This window comes from Serratia sp. CY40230 (genome assembly GCF_052168835.1).
Taxonomy (GTDB): domain Bacteria; phylum Pseudomonadota; class Gammaproteobacteria; order Enterobacterales; family Enterobacteriaceae; genus Serratia; species Serratia nematodiphila.
The window spans coordinates 212841-233174 of sequence record NZ_JBJNLX010000005.1; the positions used below are offsets into that span (position 1 = coordinate 212841).

Genomic DNA, 20334 nt, shown 5'->3' on the forward strand with positions numbered 1-20334 from the left:
AATTTTTTTAACAGCACTTTGCAAATATTACCGTTTCACAAGCAGAGATCCAGCCGGATACACTGGCCGGCGCTAAAAACCTGCGACACTAAAATATTAACGAGAAATACCATGCGAAATTCTTTTGGCTTTATGTTCTACCTCGCCGGCCTGAGCATGCTGGGTTATCTGGCGACCGATATGTACCTGCCCGCCTTCGGCGCCATGCGGGAGGAACTGCAAATTTCCGCGGGCGCGGTCAGCGCCAGCCTGAGTATCTTTCTGGCCGGCTTCGCCTTCGCGCAACTGCTGTGGGGGCCCCTCTCCGACCGACTGGGCCGCAAACCGGTATTATTGATTGGCCTGACGCTGTTCGCGCTCGGCTGCCTGGGCATGCTGTGGGTAGAAAATGCCGTGCAGCTCTGGATACTGCGCTTTATTCAGGCCGTCGGCGTCTGTTCCGCCACCGCCATCTGGCAAGCGCTGGTGGTCGACCGCTATCGCGAAGGCCAGGCCAACCGCGTGTTCGCCACCATCATGCCGCTGGTGGCGCTGTCACCGGCGCTGGCGCCGCTGCTTGGCGCCTGGCTGCTGAACCACGCCAGCTGGCGTGCGATCTTCGCCGCGCTGTTGGTGATCACCGCGCTGCTGCTGCTGCCGACGCTGCTGCTCAAAGAGCGCGCCAAAACGCACCCCGCCGCCGACGCGCCGAAAAACGGCGTCAGCTTCTGGCAACTGTTGAAATCTCCGGTGTTCAGCGGCAACGTCGCTATGTACGCCGCCTGCTCGGCCGGTTTCTTCGCCTGGCTGACCGGTTCGCCGTTCATCCTCGGCGATATGGGCTATAGCCCGAGCGACATCGGTCTGAGCTATGTGCCGCAAACGCTGGCCTTCCTGCTGGGCGGCTACGGCTGCCGCGCCGCGCTTAAGCGCATCAATGGCAAAACTCTGCTGCCGTGGCTGCTGGTAGCTTATGGTGTCAGCATGGTGGCACTGTATCTGGTGGCGACCCTGACCAATCCGACGCTCACCACGCTGCTGATCCCGTTCTGCGTGATGGCGCTGGTCAACGGCGCCGGCTACCCGATCATGGTGGCGAATGCGCTGATGCCGTTCCCGGAAAGCAGCGGCAAAGCCGCCGCGCTGCAAAATACGCTGCAATTGGGGCTGTGTTTTGTGGCAAGCATGCTGGTGTCGGCGTTTATTGCCCAGCCGCTGTTGGCGACGGTGACGGTGATGGTATCTACGGTAGTCCTGGCCGCGCTGGGTTATTTCCTGCAGCGGGGAAAAGCGGCCGATGCGCAGCAAAAGGCACAGCGGGAACATGCTAACTCAGCGTCATAATTGCCAAGATTAATAATCACTTAAAGAATATGCGTGCCGAGTGCGATTTACAGTTGAGTCAACGCCTCGGCACGCCTATACTCAAAAACAACCTTGTAAAGTAACACCTTATAATCTCTATATCTCAATCAGCTATTGTGTACGCGCCTTGCGTCACACTCTTTTTTTAAAGGGGCGTTTATCCTGCGCCGTTTGCGTCGGGCCGTTTCTTTAAATTTCCTCTGTTCATAGTCGGATATCAGACGCCGCGGGCTTATTTCCCGTTGGTATAGGTATGCACCCGCAGAAATTGTCTAAGCTGTTTCCTAACGGGTCATCAGTCAGAAGAAGGTGATGGAGAAGCTATGAGTTCATCGTGTATAGAAGATCTGAGCATCCAGGATAACCAGTGGTACCGTATCGCGCACGAAATGCTCGGTCTGGCCGGTATCGAAATCAACGGATCGCGCCCTTTCGATATTCAGGTTAAAAATCCCGAATTCTTTAAACGCGTTTTGCAGCAAGGGTCACTGGGCCTGGGCGAAAGCTATATGGACGGTTGGTGGGAGTGCGAGCGGCTGGATATGTTCTTCCAGCGCGTGGTCAGCGCCGGGCTGGAGAAGAAACTCCCCCACCACCTGAAAGATACCCTGCGTATCGCCGCCGCGCGCCTGACCAATCTGCAATCGAAAAAGCGCGCCTGGATCGTCGGCAAAGAACATTACGATCTCGGCAACGATCTGTTTACCCTGATGCTCGATCCTTACATGCAGTATTCCTGCGGCTACTGGAAAGACGCCACCACGCTGGAGGAAGCGCAGGAAGCCAAGCTGCGGATGATCTGCGAGAAACTGCAGCTGCAGCCGGGCATGCGTTTGCTGGACATCGGCTGCGGCTGGGGCGGCCTCTCCGCCTATGCGGCGAAAAATTACGGCGTGTCGGTGGTCGGCGTGACCATTTCCGCCGAACAGCAGAAGCTGGCTCAGGCGCGCTGCGCCGGGCTGGATGTGCAGATCCTGTTGCAGGATTACCGCGATCTGCACCAGCAGTTCGATCGCATTGTCTCGGTCGGCATGTTCGAGCACGTCGGGCCGAAAAACTACCGCACCTATTTCGACGTGGTGGAGCGCAATCTGGCGCCGCACGGCCTGTTCCTGCTGCACACCATCGGCTCCAACAAGACCGACATGAACGTCGATCCCTGGATCAACAAATATATCTTCCCGAACGGTTGCCTGCCCTCCGTGAGACATATCGCCGAGGCCAGCGAAGGCCATTTCGTGATGGAAGACTGGCACAACATCGGCGCCGACTACGATCGCACGCTGATGGCCTGGTTCGAGCGCTTCAAACAGGCGTGGCCGCAGCTCGCCGAGCGCTATTCCGAACGCTTCGAACGGATGTTCAGCTATTACCTGAACGCCTGCGCCGGCGCGTTCCGGGCGCGCGATCTGCAGTTATGGCAGGTGGTGTTCAGCCCGAAAGGCGTTGAAGGCGGCATTCGCGTCGCCCGCTGAACGCTTTCCCGATAAAAAAGCCCCGGCAACATCTTCGCCGGGGCTTTTTTTTGCTCTTTCGAACCCTGCGGGTTAACCGCAATAAACGCGAATAATTTTATCGTCGCTGTCGCCAAGGAAGTTCAGACGGCGCAGGTTGAAATCCATGGTGACGGCAGAGTTGTACGGAATGGCTCGCACCTTGGCGTCGATCCGCACGCCTTCCAGCGAGGTCATCGGTTTGCCGACAAAATTTTGATACTGCGAAGCGCCGCAGGTATCGTCCGCATCGGCCATTTGCGCGCCCGCGCCCTGCTCAGGCGAACTGCTGCAAGCGCTCAGCGCCAGCAACGCGGTTAACAACAACGTTTTCCCATAAAACTTCACGCGTTTCTCCTCTCTGCTTATGATTCGATGCCGGCGGTCACGCCAGAATCGCTGTCAGTCTTTGTGCGCCGGCGCCATCGCCGCGGCCAACGTCGCTTCCCGATTGGCCAGCACGCGCTCGACGGTGTCCACCACCGCCTGCGTTTGCGGATCGATCTCGATGTTCACCTTGTCGCCGAGGCGTTTTTTACCCAGCGTGGTGCGATCCAGCGTTTCCGGGATCAGGTGCACGCAGAAACGGTTATTCACCACTTCGCCGATGGTCAGGCTAATGCCGTCGATGCCGATGAAACCTTTGTGCAGCACATATTTCATCAATTCCGCATCCGGCATGCGCAGCCATACCTGGCGGTTATTTTCCGAGGTATAAATCTTGGCCACTTCCGCCGTGCAGATAATATGGCCGGACATCAAATGGCCGCCAATTTCGTCATTGAACTTCGCCGCGCGCTCGATATTGACGATGTCGCCCAGCGCCAGATCGCCGAGGTTGGTCAGGCGCAACGTTTCTTTGATCAAATCGAAGCTGACGCGGTTGCCTTCCACCGCGGTGACGGTCAGGCAGCAGCCGTTATGGGCCACCGACGCGCCCAGCTCCAGCCCCGGCAGCAGCTCGGCAGGCATTTCGATCACGTGGGTGCGGAAATTGGGTTTCTCATCAATGGCGACCAGCGGCGCGGTGCCTTGTACGATACCGGTGAACATATGTGCCTCTTCTTGCTAAATAGGTTAAAACGCTACCGGCAGTTTGCCCCAGTTGGCGCTGAAAACCAAATCCGCGACGGCAAAAAAAGAATGGCTGCGCATTTAATAACTATTTATCTGCGGCGTTTGCTTAACGACGCCGAGCAGGTACAATCTTTTTGACAAAATTCCGCTATTTTAATTGTTGTCCTCTCGCGGCAGCCCTCCCTCCCACATATATAAATAGAAAAGGTGTATGCGTGCAGAAGTACTTAATTGAAGCGCGTAGTTTATTGGCTCTCGCTATCCCGGTCATCATCGCGCAAATATCACAAACCGCCATGGGCGTGGTGGATACCATCATGGCCGGCGCTTACAGCGCCACCGACATGGCGGCGGTGGCGGTCGGCACCTCGATCTGGTTGCCGGCCATTTTGTTCGGCCACGGCCTGCTGCTGGCGCTGACCCCGGTTATCGCCCAGCTCAACGGCGCCGGCCGTCGCGATCGCATCGCCCATCAGGTGCGTCAGGGCTTCTGGCTGGCCTCCGGCGTCTCCGTGCTGCTGATCGTCGTGCTGTATAACTGCAAGTTCGTCATCGACATGATGCACAACATCGATCCGCAGTTGGCGGATAAAGCCGTCGGCTATCTGCACGCCATCATGTGGGGGGCGCCGGGTTACCTGTTCTTCCAGGTGATGCGCAACCAGTGCGAGGGGCTGTCCAAAACCAAACCCGGCATGGTGATCGGCTTCCTCGGCCTGCTGGTGAATATCCCGATCAACTACATCTTTATCTACGGCAAGTTCGGCATGCCGGAACTCGGCGGCGTCGGCTGCGGCGTCGCCACCGGCAGCGTCTACTGGATCATGTTCCTGATGATGCGCTGGTACGTGAAGCGCGCGCCGTCGCAGCGCGACATCAAACGCCAGGCCGGCGATCTCGGCGGCCCGGACTGGGCGGCGCTAAGGCGCCTGATCGGCATCGGCATGCCGGTGGCGCTGGCGCTGTTCTTCGAAGTCACGCTGTTCGCGGTGGTGGCGCTGCTGGTTTCACCGCTGGGGATCGTCGCGGTCGCCGGCCACCAGATCGCACTTAACTTCAGCGCGCTGATGTTCGTGCTGCCGCTGTCGCTGGGCGTCGGCGCCACCATCCGCGTCGGTTATCGTCTGGGGGAAGGTTCGGTCGAAGGCGCACGCGTCGCCGCTTACTCCGCCATCGGCGTCGGCATCACCATGGCCGTCTGCACCGCGCTGTTTACCGCCACTTTCCGCGAACCGATCGCCCTGCTGTACAACGACAGCCCGGCGGTGGTGGCGATGGCCTCGCAGTTGATGCTGCTGGCGGCGCTGTACCAGATCTCGGATTCGGTCCAGGTGATCGGCAGCGGCGTGCTGCGCGGTTATAAAGATACCCGCGCGATCTTCTTCATCACCTTTATCGCTTATTGGGTGTTGGGCCTGCCGAGCGGCTATCTGCTGGCGTTAACCGATGCGCTGGTGCCGGCGATGGGGCCAAGCGGTTTCTGGATCGGCTTTATCATCGGACTGACCTTCGCCGCCATCATGATGGCGCTGCGCATGCGCTGGCTGCAGAAACAGCCGACTGCCGTTATCCTGCAGCGATCCACGCGCTGAATCCGCTCCCGGCCGGTTTCCTCCCCGGCCGGGTTGCGGTTTGCGGAAAAAAACGCCGGACTGCGCACAACCTCAGCAATCGCGTGAAATACCGAATAAAATTGCGCTTTTCCCCTTGCCAGCACGCAGGTAGCTCGTTAATATTCGTCCCCGCTGTCAGCCATGACAGGCAGGAAAAGATGCGTCCGTAGCTCAGTTGGTTAGAGCACCACCTTGACATGGTGGGGGTCGGTGGTTCGAGTCCACTCGGACGCACCAAATTCCTGAAGCAGTACAGTGCGTCCGTAGCTCAGTTGGTTAGAGCACCACCTTGACATGGTGGGGGTCGGTGGTTCGAGTCCACTCGGACGCACCAAATTTCAGAAGCAGCGCAGTGCGTCCGTAGCTCAGTTGGTTAGAGCACCACCTTGACATGGTGGGGGTCGGTGGTTCGAGTCCACTCGGACGCACCATATTGCTGATTCATCTCTCCCTGTCACGTTATACTTCCCGTTGTATCGTCTCTGCCCGACCGTTCGATTTTTCATGTCGATTGCGCCGAACTACCGCCATCAGCCATCAGGAACGCCACATGACCACCTTCACCGCCAAAACCGCCTTTTTGCCGCTCGACAATGGCCTTGCCCGCCGTGAAGGCGTGATGAGCGACGGTTCGCCGGCGGCGGAAGTGCGTTTCGAGGCCGGCGCCTTCGGCCAGTTGCAAAAGCCCGCGCACGCGCTGCAAACCCGGGTGATATCCGGCGAATTCGAGTTCACCCTCGGCGGCGACACCCGGATAGTACGTGCCGGCGAGAGCCTGACCCTGCCGGCCAACGTCGCCAGCGGCTGCTTCTGCCTGAGCGCCGGCACGCTGCTGGAAATTCCCCAAACGCGTTAAACCTGTATTTACAGCAAGGTTATTTGCGCAACAAGCGGCCCGCAACGCGTTGCATTTGCGCCACATTTAGCCCCGTTTTGCTCTATCCGCCGCACCGCCGCGGTTTTTTATTTTGTTTCCCGCCGCTTAGCCTTTATAATGCGCAACGTCTATCAGTTGAATGGTTTCAGCCCTTGATCTGCGAAAACGCAATAATAACACGATGTGATCTTACCCCGTTGCGCAGCATCCCCGCGCCCCCGCGCGGGCTGAATTTTTCCGCCCCACTTCAACTGTCGTCACCTATCCTTAACTATAACTATGTTTTTCACCACCAGGCACGGCCCAAATTCCCTACCGGCGTAAACCGCGCCGGTCAAATTCGTTTTTTTATCCATCACAACTTGTAGAAAACTCCGCCATGAAAAAGACCAAAATTGTTTGTACCATCGGTCCAAAAACCGAATCGGAAGAAATGCTGACCAACCTGCTCAATGCGGGCATGAACGTGATGCGTCTCAACTTCTCTCACGGCGACTATGAAGAGCACGGTAACCGCATCAAGAACATGCGCGCCGTGATGGCGAAAACCGGTATCAACGCCGGCATCCTGCTGGATACCAAAGGCCCGGAAATTCGCACCATGAAACTGGAAGGCGGCAAAGACGCCTCGCTGGTCGCCGGCCAAACCTTCACCTTCACCACTGACCAGAGCGTGATCGGCAACAGCGAGCGCGTGGCGGTCACCTACGCCGGCTTCGCCGCCGACCTGAAGATCGGCAACACCGTGCTGGTTGACGACGGCCTGATCGGCATGGAAGTCACCAACGTGACCGAGAACGAAGTCATCTGTAAGGTGCTGAACAACGGCGACCTGGGCGAGAACAAAGGCGTTAACCTGCCGGGCGTGTCCATCCAGCTGCCTGCGCTGGCCGAGAAAGACAAACGCGACCTGATCTTCGGCTGCGAGCAAGGCGTCGACTTCGTGGCGGCGTCCTTCATCCGTAAACGCTCCGACGTTCTGGAGATCCGCGAGCACCTGAAAGCCCACGGCGGCGAGCAGATCCAGATCATCTCCAAGATTGAAAACCAGGAAGGCCTGAACAACTTCGACGAAATCCTCGAAGCGTCCGACGGCATCATGGTTGCCCGTGGCGATCTGGGCGTCGAGATCCCGGTAGAAGAAGTGATCTTCGCCCAGAAGATGATGATCGAGAAATGCAACCGCGCGCGTAAAGTGGTGATCACCGCCACCCAGATGCTCGATTCCATGATCAAAAACCCACGCCCTACCCGTGCGGAAGCTGGCGACGTTGCCAACGCCATCCTGGACGGCACCGATGCCGTCATGCTGTCCGGCGAGAGCGCCAAGGGCAAATACCCGTTGGAAGCGGTCAACATCATGGCGACCATCTGCGAGCGTACCGATCGCGTGATGCCAAGCCGTATCGACACCCTGAACGATCGTCGCAAGCTGCGCATCACCGAAGCGGTGTGCCGCGGCGCGGTTGAAACCGCCGAGAAACTCGACGCGCCGCTGATCGTGGTCGCCACCAGCGGCGGCAAGTCGGCGAAATCCGTGCGTAAATACTTCCCGAACGCGGTGATCCTGGCGCTGACCACCAATGAGACTACCGCGCATCAGCTGGTGCTGAGCAAGGGCGTCATCCCGCAGATGGTCAAGGAAATCGCCTCCACCGACGACTTCTACCGCATCGGTAAAGAAGCCGCCCTGGCCAGCGGCCTGGCGCAGAAAGGCGACGTCGTGGTGATGGTTTCCGGCGCGCTGGTGCCGAGCGGCACCACCAACACGGCCTCGGTACACGTGCTGTAATATAAAACGTGACATAATTGTCTTGATCAAAACGCCGCTTTGCGGCGTTTTTTTTATCAGCAGTAAACTATTTTTCTCAAAACGCAACCGCGATCCGCTCATTATTTAGCTAATAAAGAATCGGAGTAGTCCCATGGAAGCCGGCTGTTTTCCCTCGTTTTTTTAACTAATTTGTAAAACCAGATGCAAGTTTGAGCGAACGATCAAAATAAAGCACCTCAACACTAAAAAATTATTCTCTTTCGAAAAAAGTTTGTGTAATACTTGTAACGCTACATGGAGATTAACTCAATCTAGAGGGTGTTATAATGAATCGTACTAAACTGGTACTGGGCGCGGTAATCCTGGGTTCCACTCTGCTGGCTGGCTGCTCTAGCAACGCTAAAATCGATCAACTGTCTTCTGACGTTCAGACTCTGAACGCTAAAGTTGATCAGCTGAGCAACGACGTGAACGCAATGCGTTCTGACGTTCAAGCTGCTAAAGACGACGCAGCACGCGCTAACCAGCGTCTGGACAACCAAGCTCACGCTTACAAAAAGTAAGATAGCTTTGGTTATTGAAAACGGCGCACATTGTGCGCCGTTTTTTTTGTCTGTTCGTCAGCCAGGGGGTTTCCTGCACGGCAGGCAAAAAAAAAGAGGTTCAGCACGCTGAACCCCTCTTCGACCGCTCAATCCTGCAAACCTAGTTCACCGAACTGATTGGCGCTGCCTTGAATGGGCTCTTATTCGCCGCAGGAGCCGCTGCAGGCGTCAAACTCACCGCCGACGGACTCTCCCCTACGTTGACCAGCACCGGCATGCCAGAACGGCGTACAACCGCGCTATCGAACACGGCGCGATCGGTCTGACCATCGGCCGCAAAGGCTTTCTCCGCTTTAGACAACGCAATCGGCATGGTCTGCGGATCGTCGCTTTCCACCCGCGACAGCGGTTGGTGCACTTCCACATAGCGTTTGCCGTCCGGCTCAACGGAAATCTTCACCGGATCGTTGATCACTTGCACCCGCGTACCTCGCGGCACCATGTTGAACAGCGCCTCGATATCCGTCGGACGCAGGCGAATGCAGCCGGAGCTGACGCGCATGCCGATACCGAAGTTGGCGTTGGTGCCGTGGATCAGGTATTCACCGCGCCCCATCGCCAGACGCAGGGCGAACAGCCCCATTGGGTTCTCAGGGCCGGCCGGCACCACCGCAGGCAGCGTCACGCCCTGGGATTGATAGCGCTTGCGGATGTTGGCGGTGGGCGTCCAGGTCGGGTTAGGGATCTTCTGGCTGATGGAGGTCACCTCCAGCGGCGTGTGCATCCCGGTCTGGCCGATGCCGATCGGATAGACGATCACTTTGTTCTCGCCTTTCGGATAGTAATAAAGGCGCAGCTCAGCCAGGTTGACGATGATCCCTTCACGCTTGGTGTCAGGCAGCAGCATTTGGGTCGGAATGGTCAGCACCGTACCCGGCTTGGGCAAGAACGGATCCGTGCCGGGGTTGGCTTCCAGCATGCCCAGCAGGCCGATCTTGTAGTCAGCGGCGATGGCTTCCAGCGGGCGGCCGTCGTTTGGCACGGTATAAGTGGTGTTTTCGCCGATCAGACGGCTGTCCGGCGGCGGCAGCGGGTACTCGGTCGCACTGGCGGCCTGCGTGCCGGCCAATACGGTGGCGAAGACCATGCCCATTAAACTCAACGCACGTTTCATTATCATCCCTATATTTTTTATGACGGTTCGCCCACAAGGCTAACGAGCGCCAGGTGGTGGGTAAATCAGACAATACCTGATTAATACTAGCAACGCTGGTATCAAAGGCAATAAGTCCTCTAAAAATCAACACGTTATAACGTAATCGCCGTCATTGATTGTCAACGAAACGTCAACAGTTAAGCTGCTGAAATATCACTGAATTGGGCGCGTTGCCCGGAGGAAAATCGTGAATTGTAAAGACTCATTGACAAAGCAAAGGTATCAATGAGTCTTGAGGATGAAGGCGTTATGGATCAGGCCAGCTGCGCCGCTTTACTGCGAATGGCGCGGATCATCGCCTCCAGCCCCTGCGAGCGCGAAGGCGTCAGATGTTGGCTGAGCGCCAGCTCGGTGAAAAACGGCCGCACATCGAGATCGACGATCTGCTGCGGCGTCAATTGGCGATAAAGAATGAACACCACCGCCAGCAACCCTTTGACGATCGCCGCGTCGCTGTCGCCGTGAAACTCGACCTGCCCCTGCTCATCGCGGCGCATCACGATCCACACCTGGCTCTGACAGCCGGAGATCAGGTTGCCGGCCTGCCGCTCCGCCTCGTCCAGCGGCGGCAATTTAGCGCCGAGTTCAATCACGTACAGGTATTTCTCCTCCCAGTTCAGACAGCGGGAGAAATTACGCACCAATTTATCTTTGTCCGGCAAATTCGCCATGGGGATCCTTTTGTACCGCCGGGGACGCGCCCCGGCCTAACCTAACAACTGATGAATGCGTTGCAGCCCGGCCACCAGCCGGTCCACCTCTTCGCGGGTATTATATAACGCCAGCGAAGCACGGCACATGCTCGGCACCTGATAAAACGCCATCAGCGGCATCGCGCAGTGATGGCCGGTGCGAATGGCGATACCGTACTGATCGAGGAAGCTGCCGACGTCATAGGCGTGGTGCTCTCCCAGATTGAAGGCGATCACCCCGGCGCGATGCGCCGGACCATAGATTTTCAGCGTTGGCACCTGCTTGAGCGCCTCGAGCGCGTAATGCATCAGCGACTGTTCATAATCGTGGATCGCATTCAGGCTCAAGGCTTCGACGTAATCAAACGCCGCGCCCAGCCCCATGATGCCGGCGGTGTTCGGCGAACCGGCCTCGAAGCGCCACGGCGGATCTGCGAAGGTGGTGCCCGCCGTCAGGCTAACCTGCCGGATCATCGAGCCGCCCCCTTCCCACGGCGGCATCTGCTGCAACAACGCCTGGCGGCCATACAGCATGCCGATGCCGGAAGGGCCATACAGCTTATGGCCGGAAAACACGTAGAAATCGCAGTCCAGCGCCTGGACATCGACGCGCTGGTGCATCACCGCCTGCGCGCCGTCCACCAGCACCGTCAGATCCGGTGCCAGGGTTCTGGCGCGGGCGATGATCTCACGCACCGGGTTGACGGTGCCCAGCACGTTGGAGACCTCGGTCAGCGCCAGCAGTTTACAGGACGCGTCGACCAGCTCTGGCAACCGCGCCAGATCCAGCGTACCGTCCGGCTGCAGCGGCCACACCCGCAGCTGCAACCCGCGCTCCTGCGCCAGCATCTGCCACGGCACGATGTTGGCGTGGTGCTCCATCTCGGTGATGAGAATCGCATCGCCCGGCTGCAGCAGGTAGCGGCCAAAGCTGTTGGCCACCAGATTGATGCCTTCGGTGGTGCCCTTGACGAACACCATCTCTTCCGCCGAGGCAGCATTGATAAAGCGCGCCGCCTGTTCCCGCACCGCTTCCATCTGCTGAGTCGCCTCGGCGCTCAGGGTGTGGATACCGCGATGCACCGCCGCATACCCGTGGCGGTAGAACTCCAGCTCGCGGTCGATCACCGCCTGCGGTTTCTGCGCGCTGGCGGCGCTGTCGAGATAGGCCAGCGGTTGGCCGTTCACCTCACGCGCCAGCAGCGGGAAATCGCCGCGTACGCGTTCAATCGGATAACTCATGCAGCCTCCCCCGGCAGGCGCTGGGCGATGCGCGCCAGCACCCGTTCCCGGATGGTGTCGTTGGCGATGCCTTCGGTCAGCTCGGCGGCGAAGGCGAAGATGATCATCTGCTGCGCCGCGTGCTTGTCGATGCCGCGCGACTGCAGATAGAACAGCTGCTCTTCATCGATGCGCCCCACGGTAGCGCCGTGGCTGCACTTGACGTCATCGGCGTAGATCTCCAGCTGCGGCTTGGTATCCACTTCCGCCACCTTGCCCAACAGCAGGTTATGGTTAGTCATCTGGCCGTCGGTTTTGATCGCGTGCTTGGCCACTTTGATCATGCCGTTGAACACCGCCTTGCCGCGATCGCTGACCACGGTTTTATGCAGCTGGCGGCTTTCGCAATAGCCCTTGTTGTGCTCCAGATAAGTGCGGGTGTCGCAAATCTCTTTGCCCACCGGCAGCACCAGACTGTTGATCACCAGATTGGCGCCTTCGCCGTTCAACTGCGCGCTGGTGTTGTGCCGCGTCAGGCCGGCCCCCAGCAGGAAGCTGTCGCTTTTCACCCGCGCGTCGCGGCCGATAACCAGATCGTTGTGAGCAAAGTGGTAGCTTGGCTGGCTCTCAAACGCCAGCTTGCAGTGCAATAGCCCGGCGTTGTCCGCCACATTGGCGGTCAGGCGCGCGCCGGTGAAGTGTGCGGCCTCGCCCAGGCTGACGTAGTGCTCGATCACTTCCGCCTCAGCCCCGCGCCCGATCTCCAGATGATGGCGGTGATGCACGGTGTTCACTTCCCCGGCGGCGCCGCGTCCGCTGCTGATGTGCAGCAGATACAGCGGGCGTGCAGGGATCTTGCCGGCCGGCAAGCGAATCAGGCTGGTTTCCTGCGCCAGGCTTTCGGTCAGGTGCAGAAAAATCTCCGGCTGGATCGGCTCCGGCAGCGCCTGAGGCGTGCCATAGGCGGTCAGCTCGAACTGGTAGTCGCCCAGGTCGCCATCGCTCAGCGCGGCGCTGTAGCGGCCATCGATAAACACCAGCCGACAGGCATCGATGCCGAGCGCCAGCGCTTCGAGCTGCTCTGCGCTCACCGGGGCGGGCTGCGGCTCGAGGAATTGCTGCTCCAGCAGGCTCTCCAGCGGCGTGTATTTCCAGTTTTCATGCTTGCGCGTCGGCCAGCCGAGGCGCAGCGCCTGCTGCCAGTGCGCCAGCGCATGCGGCGAACGCTCGCCGCCGCGCCCTTCGAACAGGCGATACAGCTGCTGCAGCGCGTTTGAATTACTGTTGGTCGGTAAGCCAGCCATAGCCCTGCTCCTCCAACTGTTTCACCAGCGAGAAATCGCCGGATTTGACGATGCGCCCCTGGGACAGCACGTGTACGTAATCCGGCTGGATGTAGTCCAGAATGCGCTGATAGTGGGTGACGATGATAAAGGCGCGCTTGCCGTCCCGCAGCGAGTTGACGCCGTTGGCGACGATTTTGAGCGCATCGATGTCCAGGCCCGAATCGGTTTCATCGAGAATGCACAGATCCGGCTCCAGCGCCGCCATCTGCAGAATGTCGTTGCGCTTTTTCTCGCCGCCGGAGAAACCGACGTTGACCGAACGGGTCAGCAGATCGGCCGGCATATCCAGCAGCGCGATCTTCTCTTCGATGAAATCGGCGAAGTCAAAGCGATCCAGCGGCTCCTGTTCGCGGTATTTGCGCACCGCATTGACCGACGTCTGCAGGAAGAAGTGGTTGCTGACGCCAGGGATCTCCACCGGGTACTGGAACGCCAGGAACACGCCTTCACCCGCGCGATCTTCCGGATCCAACTCCAGCAGATCCTTGCCCTTGAAGGTGACTTCCCCTTCGGTCACTTCGTACTCTTCACGCCCGGCCAGCGTGGCGGACAGCGTGCTCTTGCCCGAGCCGTTCGGCCCCATGATGGCGTGCACTTCGCCCGGTTTGATCTCCAGATCCAATCCCTTGAGGATCTCGTTGCCTTCCACGCTGACTTTCAAATTCTTGATGCTTAACATGCTGTGTCCTCAGATAGCGCCGACGGCGCTAAAAATGCGGCGATTAACCCACGCTGTGTTCCAGGCTGATGGCCAGGAGTTTTTGCGCCTCGACGGCGAACTCCAGCGGCAGCTCGGAGAAAACGTCCTTGCAGAAACCGTTGACGATCATCGAAATGGCGTCATCCTCGCTGATGCCGCGCTGCAGGCAGTAGAACAGCTGGTCATCGCCGATCTTCGAGGTAGTGGCTTCGTGCTCCAGCTGAGCGCTGTTGTTGCGCGCTTCAACGTAAGGGAACGTGTGGGCACCGCTGTCCGGCCCGATCAGCATCGAGTCGCACTGGGTAAAATTACGGGCGTTTTCCGCCCCCGGCAGGATTTTCACCAGGCCGCGATAGGTGTTCTCGCTGTGGCCGGCGGAGATGCCTTTGGCGATGATGGTCGACCTGGTGTTTTTGCCGATGTGGATCATCTTGGTGCCGGTATCTGCCTGCTGATGGCCGCTGGTCAGCGCCACCGAGAAGAATTCGCCGATCGAGTTGTCGCCCTGCAAAATCACGCTCGGGTATTTCCAGGTGATGGCCGAGCCGGTTTCCGACTGGGTCCAGGACATTTTCGAACCGGCGCCTTCGCACAGCGCGCGCTTGGTGACGAAGTTGAGGATACCGCCCTTGCTCTCGCCGCCGGAGAACCAGTTCTGCACCGTCGAGTATTTCACTTCGGCGTCTTTATGCAGGATCACTTCCACCACCGCCGCGTGCAGCTGGTAGCTGTCGCGCACCGGGGCGGAACAGCCTTCGATATAGCTGACGTAGCTGCCTTCGTCGGCGATCAGGATGGTGCGCTCGAACTGGCCGGTTTTGGCGGCGTTGATGCGGAAGTAGGTCGACAGCTCCATCGGGCAGCGCACCCCTTTCGGCACATAGACGAAGGTGCCGTCGGAGGCCACCGCGGCGTTCAGCGCAGCGAAGAAGTTATCGTTGGACGGCACCACGCGCCCCAGGTATTGACGCACCAGCTCCGGGTATTCCTGGATCGCTTCGCCGAACGAACAGAAGATCACCCCGCTCTCCGCCAGTTTTTCACGGTAGGTGGTGGCGACCGAGACCGAGTCGAAGATGGCGTCCACCGCCACCTCGCTGCCCTCGCGCACCGGCACGCCGAGCTGGTTGAACGCCAGCTCCACTTCGCTGGTCAGGTAATCTTTTTCCGTCGCCGCGCCCGGTTGCTGCTCGGCGCCGGGTTGCGAACCGCATGCATCGTCGCAGCTGCCGCAGGACGGCGCCGAATAGTAACTGTAGTCCTGGTAGTTCAGGCGTTCGTAATTGGCCTTCAGCCAGTGCGGCTCTTCCATCTGCAGCCAGGCGCGATAAGCCTCGAGGCGGAATTCCAGCATCCACTCGGGTTCGTTGCGCTTGGCCGATATGGCGCGCACCACCTCTTCGTTGATGCCCTTGGCCAACTCATCGGTTGCCAGCTGGGTGAAGAAACCTTCTTTGTAGCGACCTTCGCTGACCCAAGCCTGCACTTCATTAGGCATTTCTACATTGCTTCGTGTCATGTTGATTGCATCGCTCAAACGCCAAAGCTCTCGCCGCACCCGCAGGCATGCTGAGCTTTAGGGTTGTTGAATTTGAATATCTGATTCAGCCCTTCGCGGACATAATCTACCGTGGTGCCATCGATGAACGGCATGGCCTTCAGCGGCACATAGAGTTTGGCGCCGTCGCGCTCAAACAGCAGATCGTCATCGGCGGGTTCGCGGGTCAGATCCAGCACATAGGCAAAGCCGGCGCAGCCGGATTGTTTCACCCCTAGCTGCAGCCCTTTCACCTGCGGATCCTGCTGCATCAGTTTGGTTATTTGTCGTACGGCGCTGTCGCTGAGCGAAATGCCTTGCCAGACATTTTCATCCAGAGAAAAAGTGCCGACATTTTCCGTTTGCATAGGGTCTACCTCACACTCGTGTTTGGCCACAGCCAATCTGGGTTGCTTATATGTTAGTGATAACGATTATCACTTCAACCGTTTGTTTTGCGGGGGTATCCGCCGCAAGCGCGGTTTTTCGCTGCGGCGTGCGGCAAGCCAGCGGGACATCCGTGGCGGCTTGCGGCGTCTGGCGGCAAGGTGTGCATGCTATCCCTATGAATTTGTTCTTTATCCTGTATCACCGTACCGCACTCCCCGGTGGCCCGTCAGCGTTACAGCGCCGCGGTACGTTGCCGATCTAAACATTCATAGAAAATACCTATTTCTGCATTCTGTCTGTCGTAAATGTGCGTTTATCGGCATTTCGTGGCGCAGCGCAAGCGCGCGCCCTCAGGTTAAAGTTTAGTCGCTCAGCATCAAGTTGGGTCGTCGGCGGCCTTTTACACCTCACGCGATGAAAAAACGCCACGCCGGGGATTGATCGGCAACGCGGCAGTTTATATGATAATGATTATCATTCAATTTGAATTTGAGCGCGAAGCCAATGACTCTTTCGATCAACGCATGGTTGCTGGGCAAGATTGATGACTACAAATTCAGCGTGCGCGACGCCACGGTGGACTTTTACATGGCCGAAGCGGCGCTACGGCGCCCGGAATGCAATATCGACCACCTGAAGCGGTACAACAGCGTCAGCCTTACCATGGCCAATTTGTGTCTGGAGAACGGCGACGACGACAGCTACCTGCACGCGCTCAGCAAGCTGCACAACCGGCTGATCGTCGAGATCAACAACCCACAGCGTTGCCAGCTGTTTCGGGTGCAAAGCTACCACTTCGCCCGCCATACGCTGACGCTGATCTGCCAAAAATATGCAATGGAAGGCACCTGGGAGAAGGCGAACGCGTTTCAGAAGGACTTCGTCAAACGCGTGCCGTTTCAGCTGTAAAGCGAAAGGCTCCGCAGGCCGATCGCCTGCGGAAAGCGGCGGGGATCAGTCGATGACCGCCGTGGTCAGACGCGAGGTGCAGCACAACCGATCGCGCGCGTCGAAGATCTCGATTTGCCACACCTGATGGCGACGGCCGACGTGCAGTGCGCGGCACACCCCGCGCACCTGGCCATCGAACACCGCGCGCAGGTGGTTGGCGTTGATCTCCAGCCCCACCACTTTCTGCTCGCCCTCACTGCACAGGTAGCCGGCCATCGATCCCATCGATTCCGCCAGCACCACCGACGCCCCGCCGTGCAACAGCCCGAACGGCTGCCGGGTACGGCTATCGACCGGCATGGTGGCCTCGAGGAAATCCTCGCCCAGTTGGGTAAACTCGATGCCCACATGGCTGACCATGCAGCCGTCGCCGGCGCGGTTCAGCTGCTCCAGCGATGTTTCACGTTTCCACAATTTCACTCAATCATCTCCAGAAGTGCCTGTAATGGGTGGCGCACGCCATTGCCCTCGATGCGTTTCACCTGGCTGCGGCAGGAATAGCCGGTCGCCAGGCAGCGCTGCCGCGGCAAACGCTGTAGCGTCGGATGCCATGATAGCTCATAAATGCCGAGCGAGTTTTGCAGGTTCCTGGCTTCATGGCCGTAAGTGCCCGCCATGCCGCAGCAGCCGACGCTGACGTTCTCCAGTTTGGCGCCGAAACGGGCGAAGATCGCCGCCCACTGTTGGCCGCTGGCCGGCAGCGCGGTGGTTTCGGTGCAGTGGCCGAACAGATACCACGGCTCGCCGGTCGCCGGCTGTTCGGCGCGATCCGCGATCCGCTGCTGCAGCCATTCATGCACCAGCTGCACCTGGAAATCGCCGCGCTCGGCGCCGAGGATCTCGCGGTATTCGTCGCGGTAGCACAGCACCAGCGCCGGATCGACGCCCACCAGCGGCATGCCTAGCTGCGCCACGCGGTTGAGGAAATCGGCGGTTTTGCGCGCGGTGCGGGCGAACCGCGTCAGGAAGCCCTTCACATGTTGCGCCTTGCCGTTCGGCGAGAACGGCAGCAGCACCGGTTTATAGCCGAGCTTCTCCACCAGCCGGACAAAGTCCGCCACCACTTTGGCGTCGTAATAGCTGGTGAACGGATCCTGGACGATCAACACGTGTTCTGCGCGCTGCTCGGCGCTCAGCCCTTCCAACTGCTCCAGCGTCAGCGTGATCGCGCGGTGGCCGGACAGCTGCTGACGCAGCGTCGGGCTGGACAACAGCGGCAGATCGACCATGCCGATGGCGTTGCGGCTCATCTCCCGCAGCCACGGCTGGCGGAAGAAGAAGTTGAACACCTTCGGCGCGCGGGCCATCAACGGGGTATAGCTCTCCACGCCGGCGACCATGTAGTCGCTTACCGGGCGCAGATAGCGAGTGTGGTAAAGCTGCAGGAAGCGCGAACGGAATCCCGGCACGTCAATCTTGATGGGACACTGGGTTGAACAGGCCTTACAGGCCAGGCAGCCGGACATCGCCTCTTTCACTTCGTGCGAGAAGTCATACTCACCCTTGCCGGCGTGCCAGCTGTTGCGGGTTTTCTCGATCAGGCCGCGCAAGCTGAGGCGCTGCTGCGGCAGCTGTTTCTCCAGCGCCAGCGGATCGACCCCCTGCTCGGCCAACAGACGCAGCCACTCGCGCACCAGCGTCGCCCGCCCTTTCGGCGAATGAATGCGGTTGCCGCTGATCTTCATCGACGGGCACATCGGGCTGCGCACGTCGAAGTTGAAGCACAGGCCGTTGCCGTTACACTCCAGCGCGCCACGGAACGAGGTGCGCACCTCGACCGGGATCTGCCGATCGAAGGTGCCGCGTTTGACCGCATCCACCTGCATCATCGGCGCATCCACCGCCAGCGGCGAACAGATCTTGCCTGGGTTCAGGCGGTTATCCGGATCGAACGCCGCCTTGATGCGGCGCAGCTCTTCATACAGCGTTTCCCCGAAGAATTCAGGGCTGTATTCCGCGCGGAACCCCTTGCCGTGTTCCCCCCACAGCAGGCCGCCGTATTTGGCGGTCAGCGCCACCACCCGATCGGAGATCTGCTTCATCAGCACTTCCTGCTGCGGGTCGCACATGTCGAGCGCCGGGCGCACGTGCAGCACCCCGGCGTCGACGTGGCCAAACATGCCATAGCTCAGATTGTGGTCATCGAGCAGTTGCCGAAATTCGACGATATAGTCCGCCAGATGTTGCGGCGGCACACAGGTGTCCTCGGCGAACGGAATCGGCTTGGCGCGCCCTTTGGCGTTGCCCAGCAGCCCGACCGCCTTCTTGCGCATGTTGTAAATGCGCTCGATGCCAGCCAGATCGCCGCAGATCTGGTACCCGATCACGCCGCCCTGCCGCTGCGCGATCAATTCGTCCAGCCGTTGGCACAGGGCTTCCATCTGGCCGTCGATCAGCGCCCGATCGTCGCCGGCGAACTCGACGATGTTCAGCCCGAGCATCTCTTTATCCGGCACGTCGGCGATCAGTTCGTTCACCGAGTGCCAAACGATGTCTTCACGCGCCAGGTTCAGCACCTTGGAATCGATGGTTTCCACCGACAGCGCCTTGGCCTCGACCATAAAGGGCGCATTGCGCAGCGCCGAGTCGAAGGAATCGTACTTCACGTTGACCAGGCGGCGCACTTTCGGCAGCGGCGTGATGTCCAGCCGCGCCTCGGTGATAAACGCCAGCGTACCCTCGGCGCCGGTCAGAATACGCGTCAAATCGAAGGTTTGCAGATCGTCGCTCAGCACATGGCGCAGATCGTAACCGGTGAGGAAGCGGTTGAGCTTGGGGAATTTCTCCAGGATCAGCGCGCGCTGCTCGCGGCAGCGGTTGAGCACCGTGCGGTAGATGCGCCCTTCGGCGGTCTCTTCCAGAGCAATCGTTTCCGCCAGCGCCGTCGGCATGGCGCGGGTATCGATCATCTCACCGCCCAGCAGCACCGCCCGCAGGCCCAACACGTGATCGGAGGTTTTGCCGTACACCAGCGAGCCCTGGCCGGAGGCATCGGTGTTGATCATTCCCCCCAGCGTGGCGCGGTTGCTGGTGGACAGTTCCGGCGAGAAGAAGTAGCCGAACGGCCGCAGGTATTGATTCAACTGGTCCTTGATCACCCCGGCTTCGACTTTCACCCAGCCCTGTTCGACGTTGATCTCCAGAATGCGGTTCATATGGCGCGACATATCGACCACGATGCCGGTATTGAGCGACTGGCCGTTGGTGCCGGTGCCGCCGCCGCGCGGGCTGAAGGTCAGCGTATTGAAGCGCTCTTCTCCGGCCAGACGGGCGATCAGCGCCACGTCGGCGGTGGAACGGGGGAACACCACCGCATCGGGCAGCAGCTGATAGATACTGTTGTCGGTGGCCATCGTCAGCCGGTCGGCATAGCTGGTGGCGGTATCGCCGTTGAATCCGTTTTGCTTCAGTGCTTCCAAAAAGTCGAGCACCCGTTGAACGAGGCCGGGCGCCTGAGAAATCTGTGGGATCATTCGCTTTTTTGACCCTGTCCGTCTATTTTTTATGCGCTGATGTACGCTGAATCGGGCCTTTAATTCAGACCCACCCTATTTTTTA

The 20334-nt window shown here is 59.2% G+C and carries 18 protein-coding genes and 3 tRNA genes; 10 read left to right on the top strand and 11 right to left on the bottom strand.

Annotation, left to right across the window (positions count from 1 at the left end; all coding sequences use genetic code 11):
• Window positions 1–111 precede the first annotated feature (111 nt).
• Both punC and cfa read left to right on the top strand, forming a co-directional pair.
• Window positions 112–1323: a purine nucleoside transporter PunC gene (punC, locus tag ACJ8IJ_RS18350; protein WP_044031342.1), complete on the top strand. Its 1212-nt coding sequence runs from the start codon at window positions 112–114 to the stop codon at window positions 1321–1323.
• A gap of 344 nt (window positions 1324–1667) precedes the next feature.
• Window positions 1668–2819 carry a cyclopropane fatty acyl phospholipid synthase gene (gene cfa / locus ACJ8IJ_RS18355; protein WP_004931341.1) on the top strand — a complete coding sequence of 384 codons (1152 nt, stop codon included), beginning with the start codon at window positions 1668–1670 and terminating at the stop codon, window positions 2817–2819.
• Between the two features lie 72 nt (window positions 2820–2891).
• Here cfa and ACJ8IJ_RS18360 read toward each other — a convergent pair whose 3' ends face one another.
• Both ACJ8IJ_RS18360 and ACJ8IJ_RS18365 read right to left on the bottom strand, forming a co-directional pair.
• On the bottom strand, window positions 2892–3185 hold the full coding sequence (locus tag ACJ8IJ_RS18360; RefSeq protein WP_016927929.1) for an I78 family peptidase inhibitor: 294 nt from the start codon (window positions 3183–3185) through the stop codon (window positions 2892–2894).
• Window positions 3186–3239: 54 nt separating this feature from the next.
• Window positions 3240–3890 (bottom strand): riboflavin synthase, encoded by a 651-nt coding sequence (locus ACJ8IJ_RS18365; RefSeq protein ID WP_004931347.1) that lies wholly within the window; start codon window positions 3888–3890, stop codon window positions 3240–3242.
• Between the two features lie 239 nt (window positions 3891–4129).
• On the opposite strand from ACJ8IJ_RS18365, the gene ACJ8IJ_RS18370 reads away from it, so the two are divergent.
• The 7 genes from ACJ8IJ_RS18370 to ACJ8IJ_RS18400 all read left to right on the top strand — a co-directional run bounded on the left by ACJ8IJ_RS18370 (window position 4130) and on the right by ACJ8IJ_RS18400 (window position 8741).
• The gene (locus tag ACJ8IJ_RS18370; protein ID WP_033633189.1) at window positions 4130–5506 is read left to right on the top strand and encodes an MATE family efflux transporter; all 1377 of its coding nucleotides are present in this window, start codon (window positions 4130–4132) and stop codon (window positions 5504–5506) included.
• A gap of 181 nt (window positions 5507–5687) precedes the next feature.
• Window positions 5688–5764 (top strand) — tRNA-Val (locus tag ACJ8IJ_RS18375).
• Window positions 5765–5784: 20 nt separating this feature from the next.
• Window positions 5785–5861 (top strand) — tRNA-Val (locus ACJ8IJ_RS18380).
• A gap of 20 nt (window positions 5862–5881) precedes the next feature.
• Window positions 5882–5958: transfer RNA gene (locus tag ACJ8IJ_RS18385), tRNA-Val, on the top strand.
• Between the two features lie 119 nt (window positions 5959–6077).
• The gene (locus tag ACJ8IJ_RS18390) at window positions 6078–6383 is read left to right on the top strand and encodes a cupin (RefSeq protein WP_015377721.1); all 306 of its coding nucleotides are present in this window, start codon (window positions 6078–6080) and stop codon (window positions 6381–6383) included.
• Between the two features lie 400 nt (window positions 6384–6783).
• A complete protein-coding gene (gene pykF, locus ACJ8IJ_RS18395) occupies window positions 6784–8196 on the top strand; it encodes a pyruvate kinase PykF (protein ID WP_004931353.1) in 1413 nt (470 codons plus the stop codon).
• A gap of 308 nt (window positions 8197–8504) precedes the next feature.
• Complete coding sequence (locus ACJ8IJ_RS18400) at window positions 8505–8741, top strand: major outer membrane lipoprotein (protein ID WP_004931354.1); 237 nt, start codon at window positions 8505–8507, stop codon at window positions 8739–8741.
• Window positions 8742–8883: 142 nt separating this feature from the next.
• On the opposite strand, the gene ACJ8IJ_RS18405 is transcribed toward ACJ8IJ_RS18400, so the two are convergent.
• From ACJ8IJ_RS18405 to sufA, 7 genes are all read right to left on the bottom strand, one after another.
• Window positions 8884–9897, bottom strand: coding sequence for a L,D-transpeptidase family protein (locus ACJ8IJ_RS18405; protein WP_004931356.1), 1014 nt, complete (start codon window positions 9895–9897; stop codon window positions 8884–8886).
• 296 nt (window positions 9898–10193) lie between these two features.
• Window positions 10194–10610 carry a cysteine desulfuration protein SufE gene (gene sufE / locus ACJ8IJ_RS18410; RefSeq protein WP_004931358.1) on the bottom strand — a complete coding sequence of 139 codons (417 nt, stop codon included), beginning with the start codon at window positions 10608–10610 and terminating at the stop codon, window positions 10194–10196.
• Window positions 10611–10646: 36 nt separating this feature from the next.
• Window positions 10647–11873 carry a cysteine desulfurase SufS gene (gene sufS, locus ACJ8IJ_RS18415; RefSeq protein ID WP_154870493.1) on the bottom strand — a complete coding sequence of 409 codons (1227 nt, stop codon included), beginning with the start codon at window positions 11871–11873 and terminating at the stop codon, window positions 10647–10649.
• Window positions 11870–13156, bottom strand: coding sequence for a Fe-S cluster assembly protein SufD (sufD, locus tag ACJ8IJ_RS18420; RefSeq protein ID WP_049186324.1), 1287 nt, complete (start codon window positions 13154–13156; stop codon window positions 11870–11872). Before sufD ends, sufS begins: the two co-directional genes overlap by 4 nt.
• Entirely contained in the window at window positions 13131–13877 is a 747-nt protein-coding gene (gene sufC, locus ACJ8IJ_RS18425; RefSeq protein WP_016927936.1) for a Fe-S cluster assembly ATPase SufC, read from the bottom strand. Before sufC ends, sufD begins: the two co-directional genes overlap by 26 nt.
• A 43-nt stretch (window positions 13878–13920) precedes the next feature.
• Window positions 13921–15417, bottom strand: a complete 1497-nt coding sequence (gene sufB, locus ACJ8IJ_RS18430) for a Fe-S cluster assembly protein SufB (protein WP_033642904.1) — start codon at window positions 15415–15417, stop codon at window positions 13921–13923.
• Between the two features lie 14 nt (window positions 15418–15431).
• Window positions 15432–15803, bottom strand: coding sequence for a Fe-S cluster assembly scaffold SufA (gene sufA, locus ACJ8IJ_RS18435; RefSeq protein ID WP_004931368.1), 372 nt, complete (start codon window positions 15801–15803; stop codon window positions 15432–15434).
• Between the two features lie 526 nt (window positions 15804–16329).
• Here sufA and ACJ8IJ_RS18440 point away from each other — a divergent pair.
• Window positions 16330–16734 (top strand): hypothetical protein, encoded by a 405-nt coding sequence (locus ACJ8IJ_RS18440; RefSeq protein ID WP_004931369.1) that lies wholly within the window; start codon window positions 16330–16332, stop codon window positions 16732–16734.
• Between the two features lie 45 nt (window positions 16735–16779).
• Here the strand turns inward: ACJ8IJ_RS18440 and menI are convergent, their stop codons facing one another.
• The gene (gene menI / locus ACJ8IJ_RS18445) at window positions 16780–17196 is read right to left on the bottom strand and encodes a 1,4-dihydroxy-2-naphthoyl-CoA hydrolase (RefSeq protein WP_004931370.1); all 417 of its coding nucleotides are present in this window, start codon (window positions 17194–17196) and stop codon (window positions 16780–16782) included.
• The gene (gene ydiJ / locus ACJ8IJ_RS18450; RefSeq protein WP_164123383.1) at window positions 17193–20249 is read right to left on the bottom strand and encodes a D-2-hydroxyglutarate dehydrogenase YdiJ; all 3057 of its coding nucleotides are present in this window, start codon (window positions 20247–20249) and stop codon (window positions 17193–17195) included. The genes menI and ydiJ overlap by 4 nt, the downstream gene beginning before the upstream one ends.
• Between the last annotated feature and the right edge of the window lie 85 nt (window positions 20250–20334).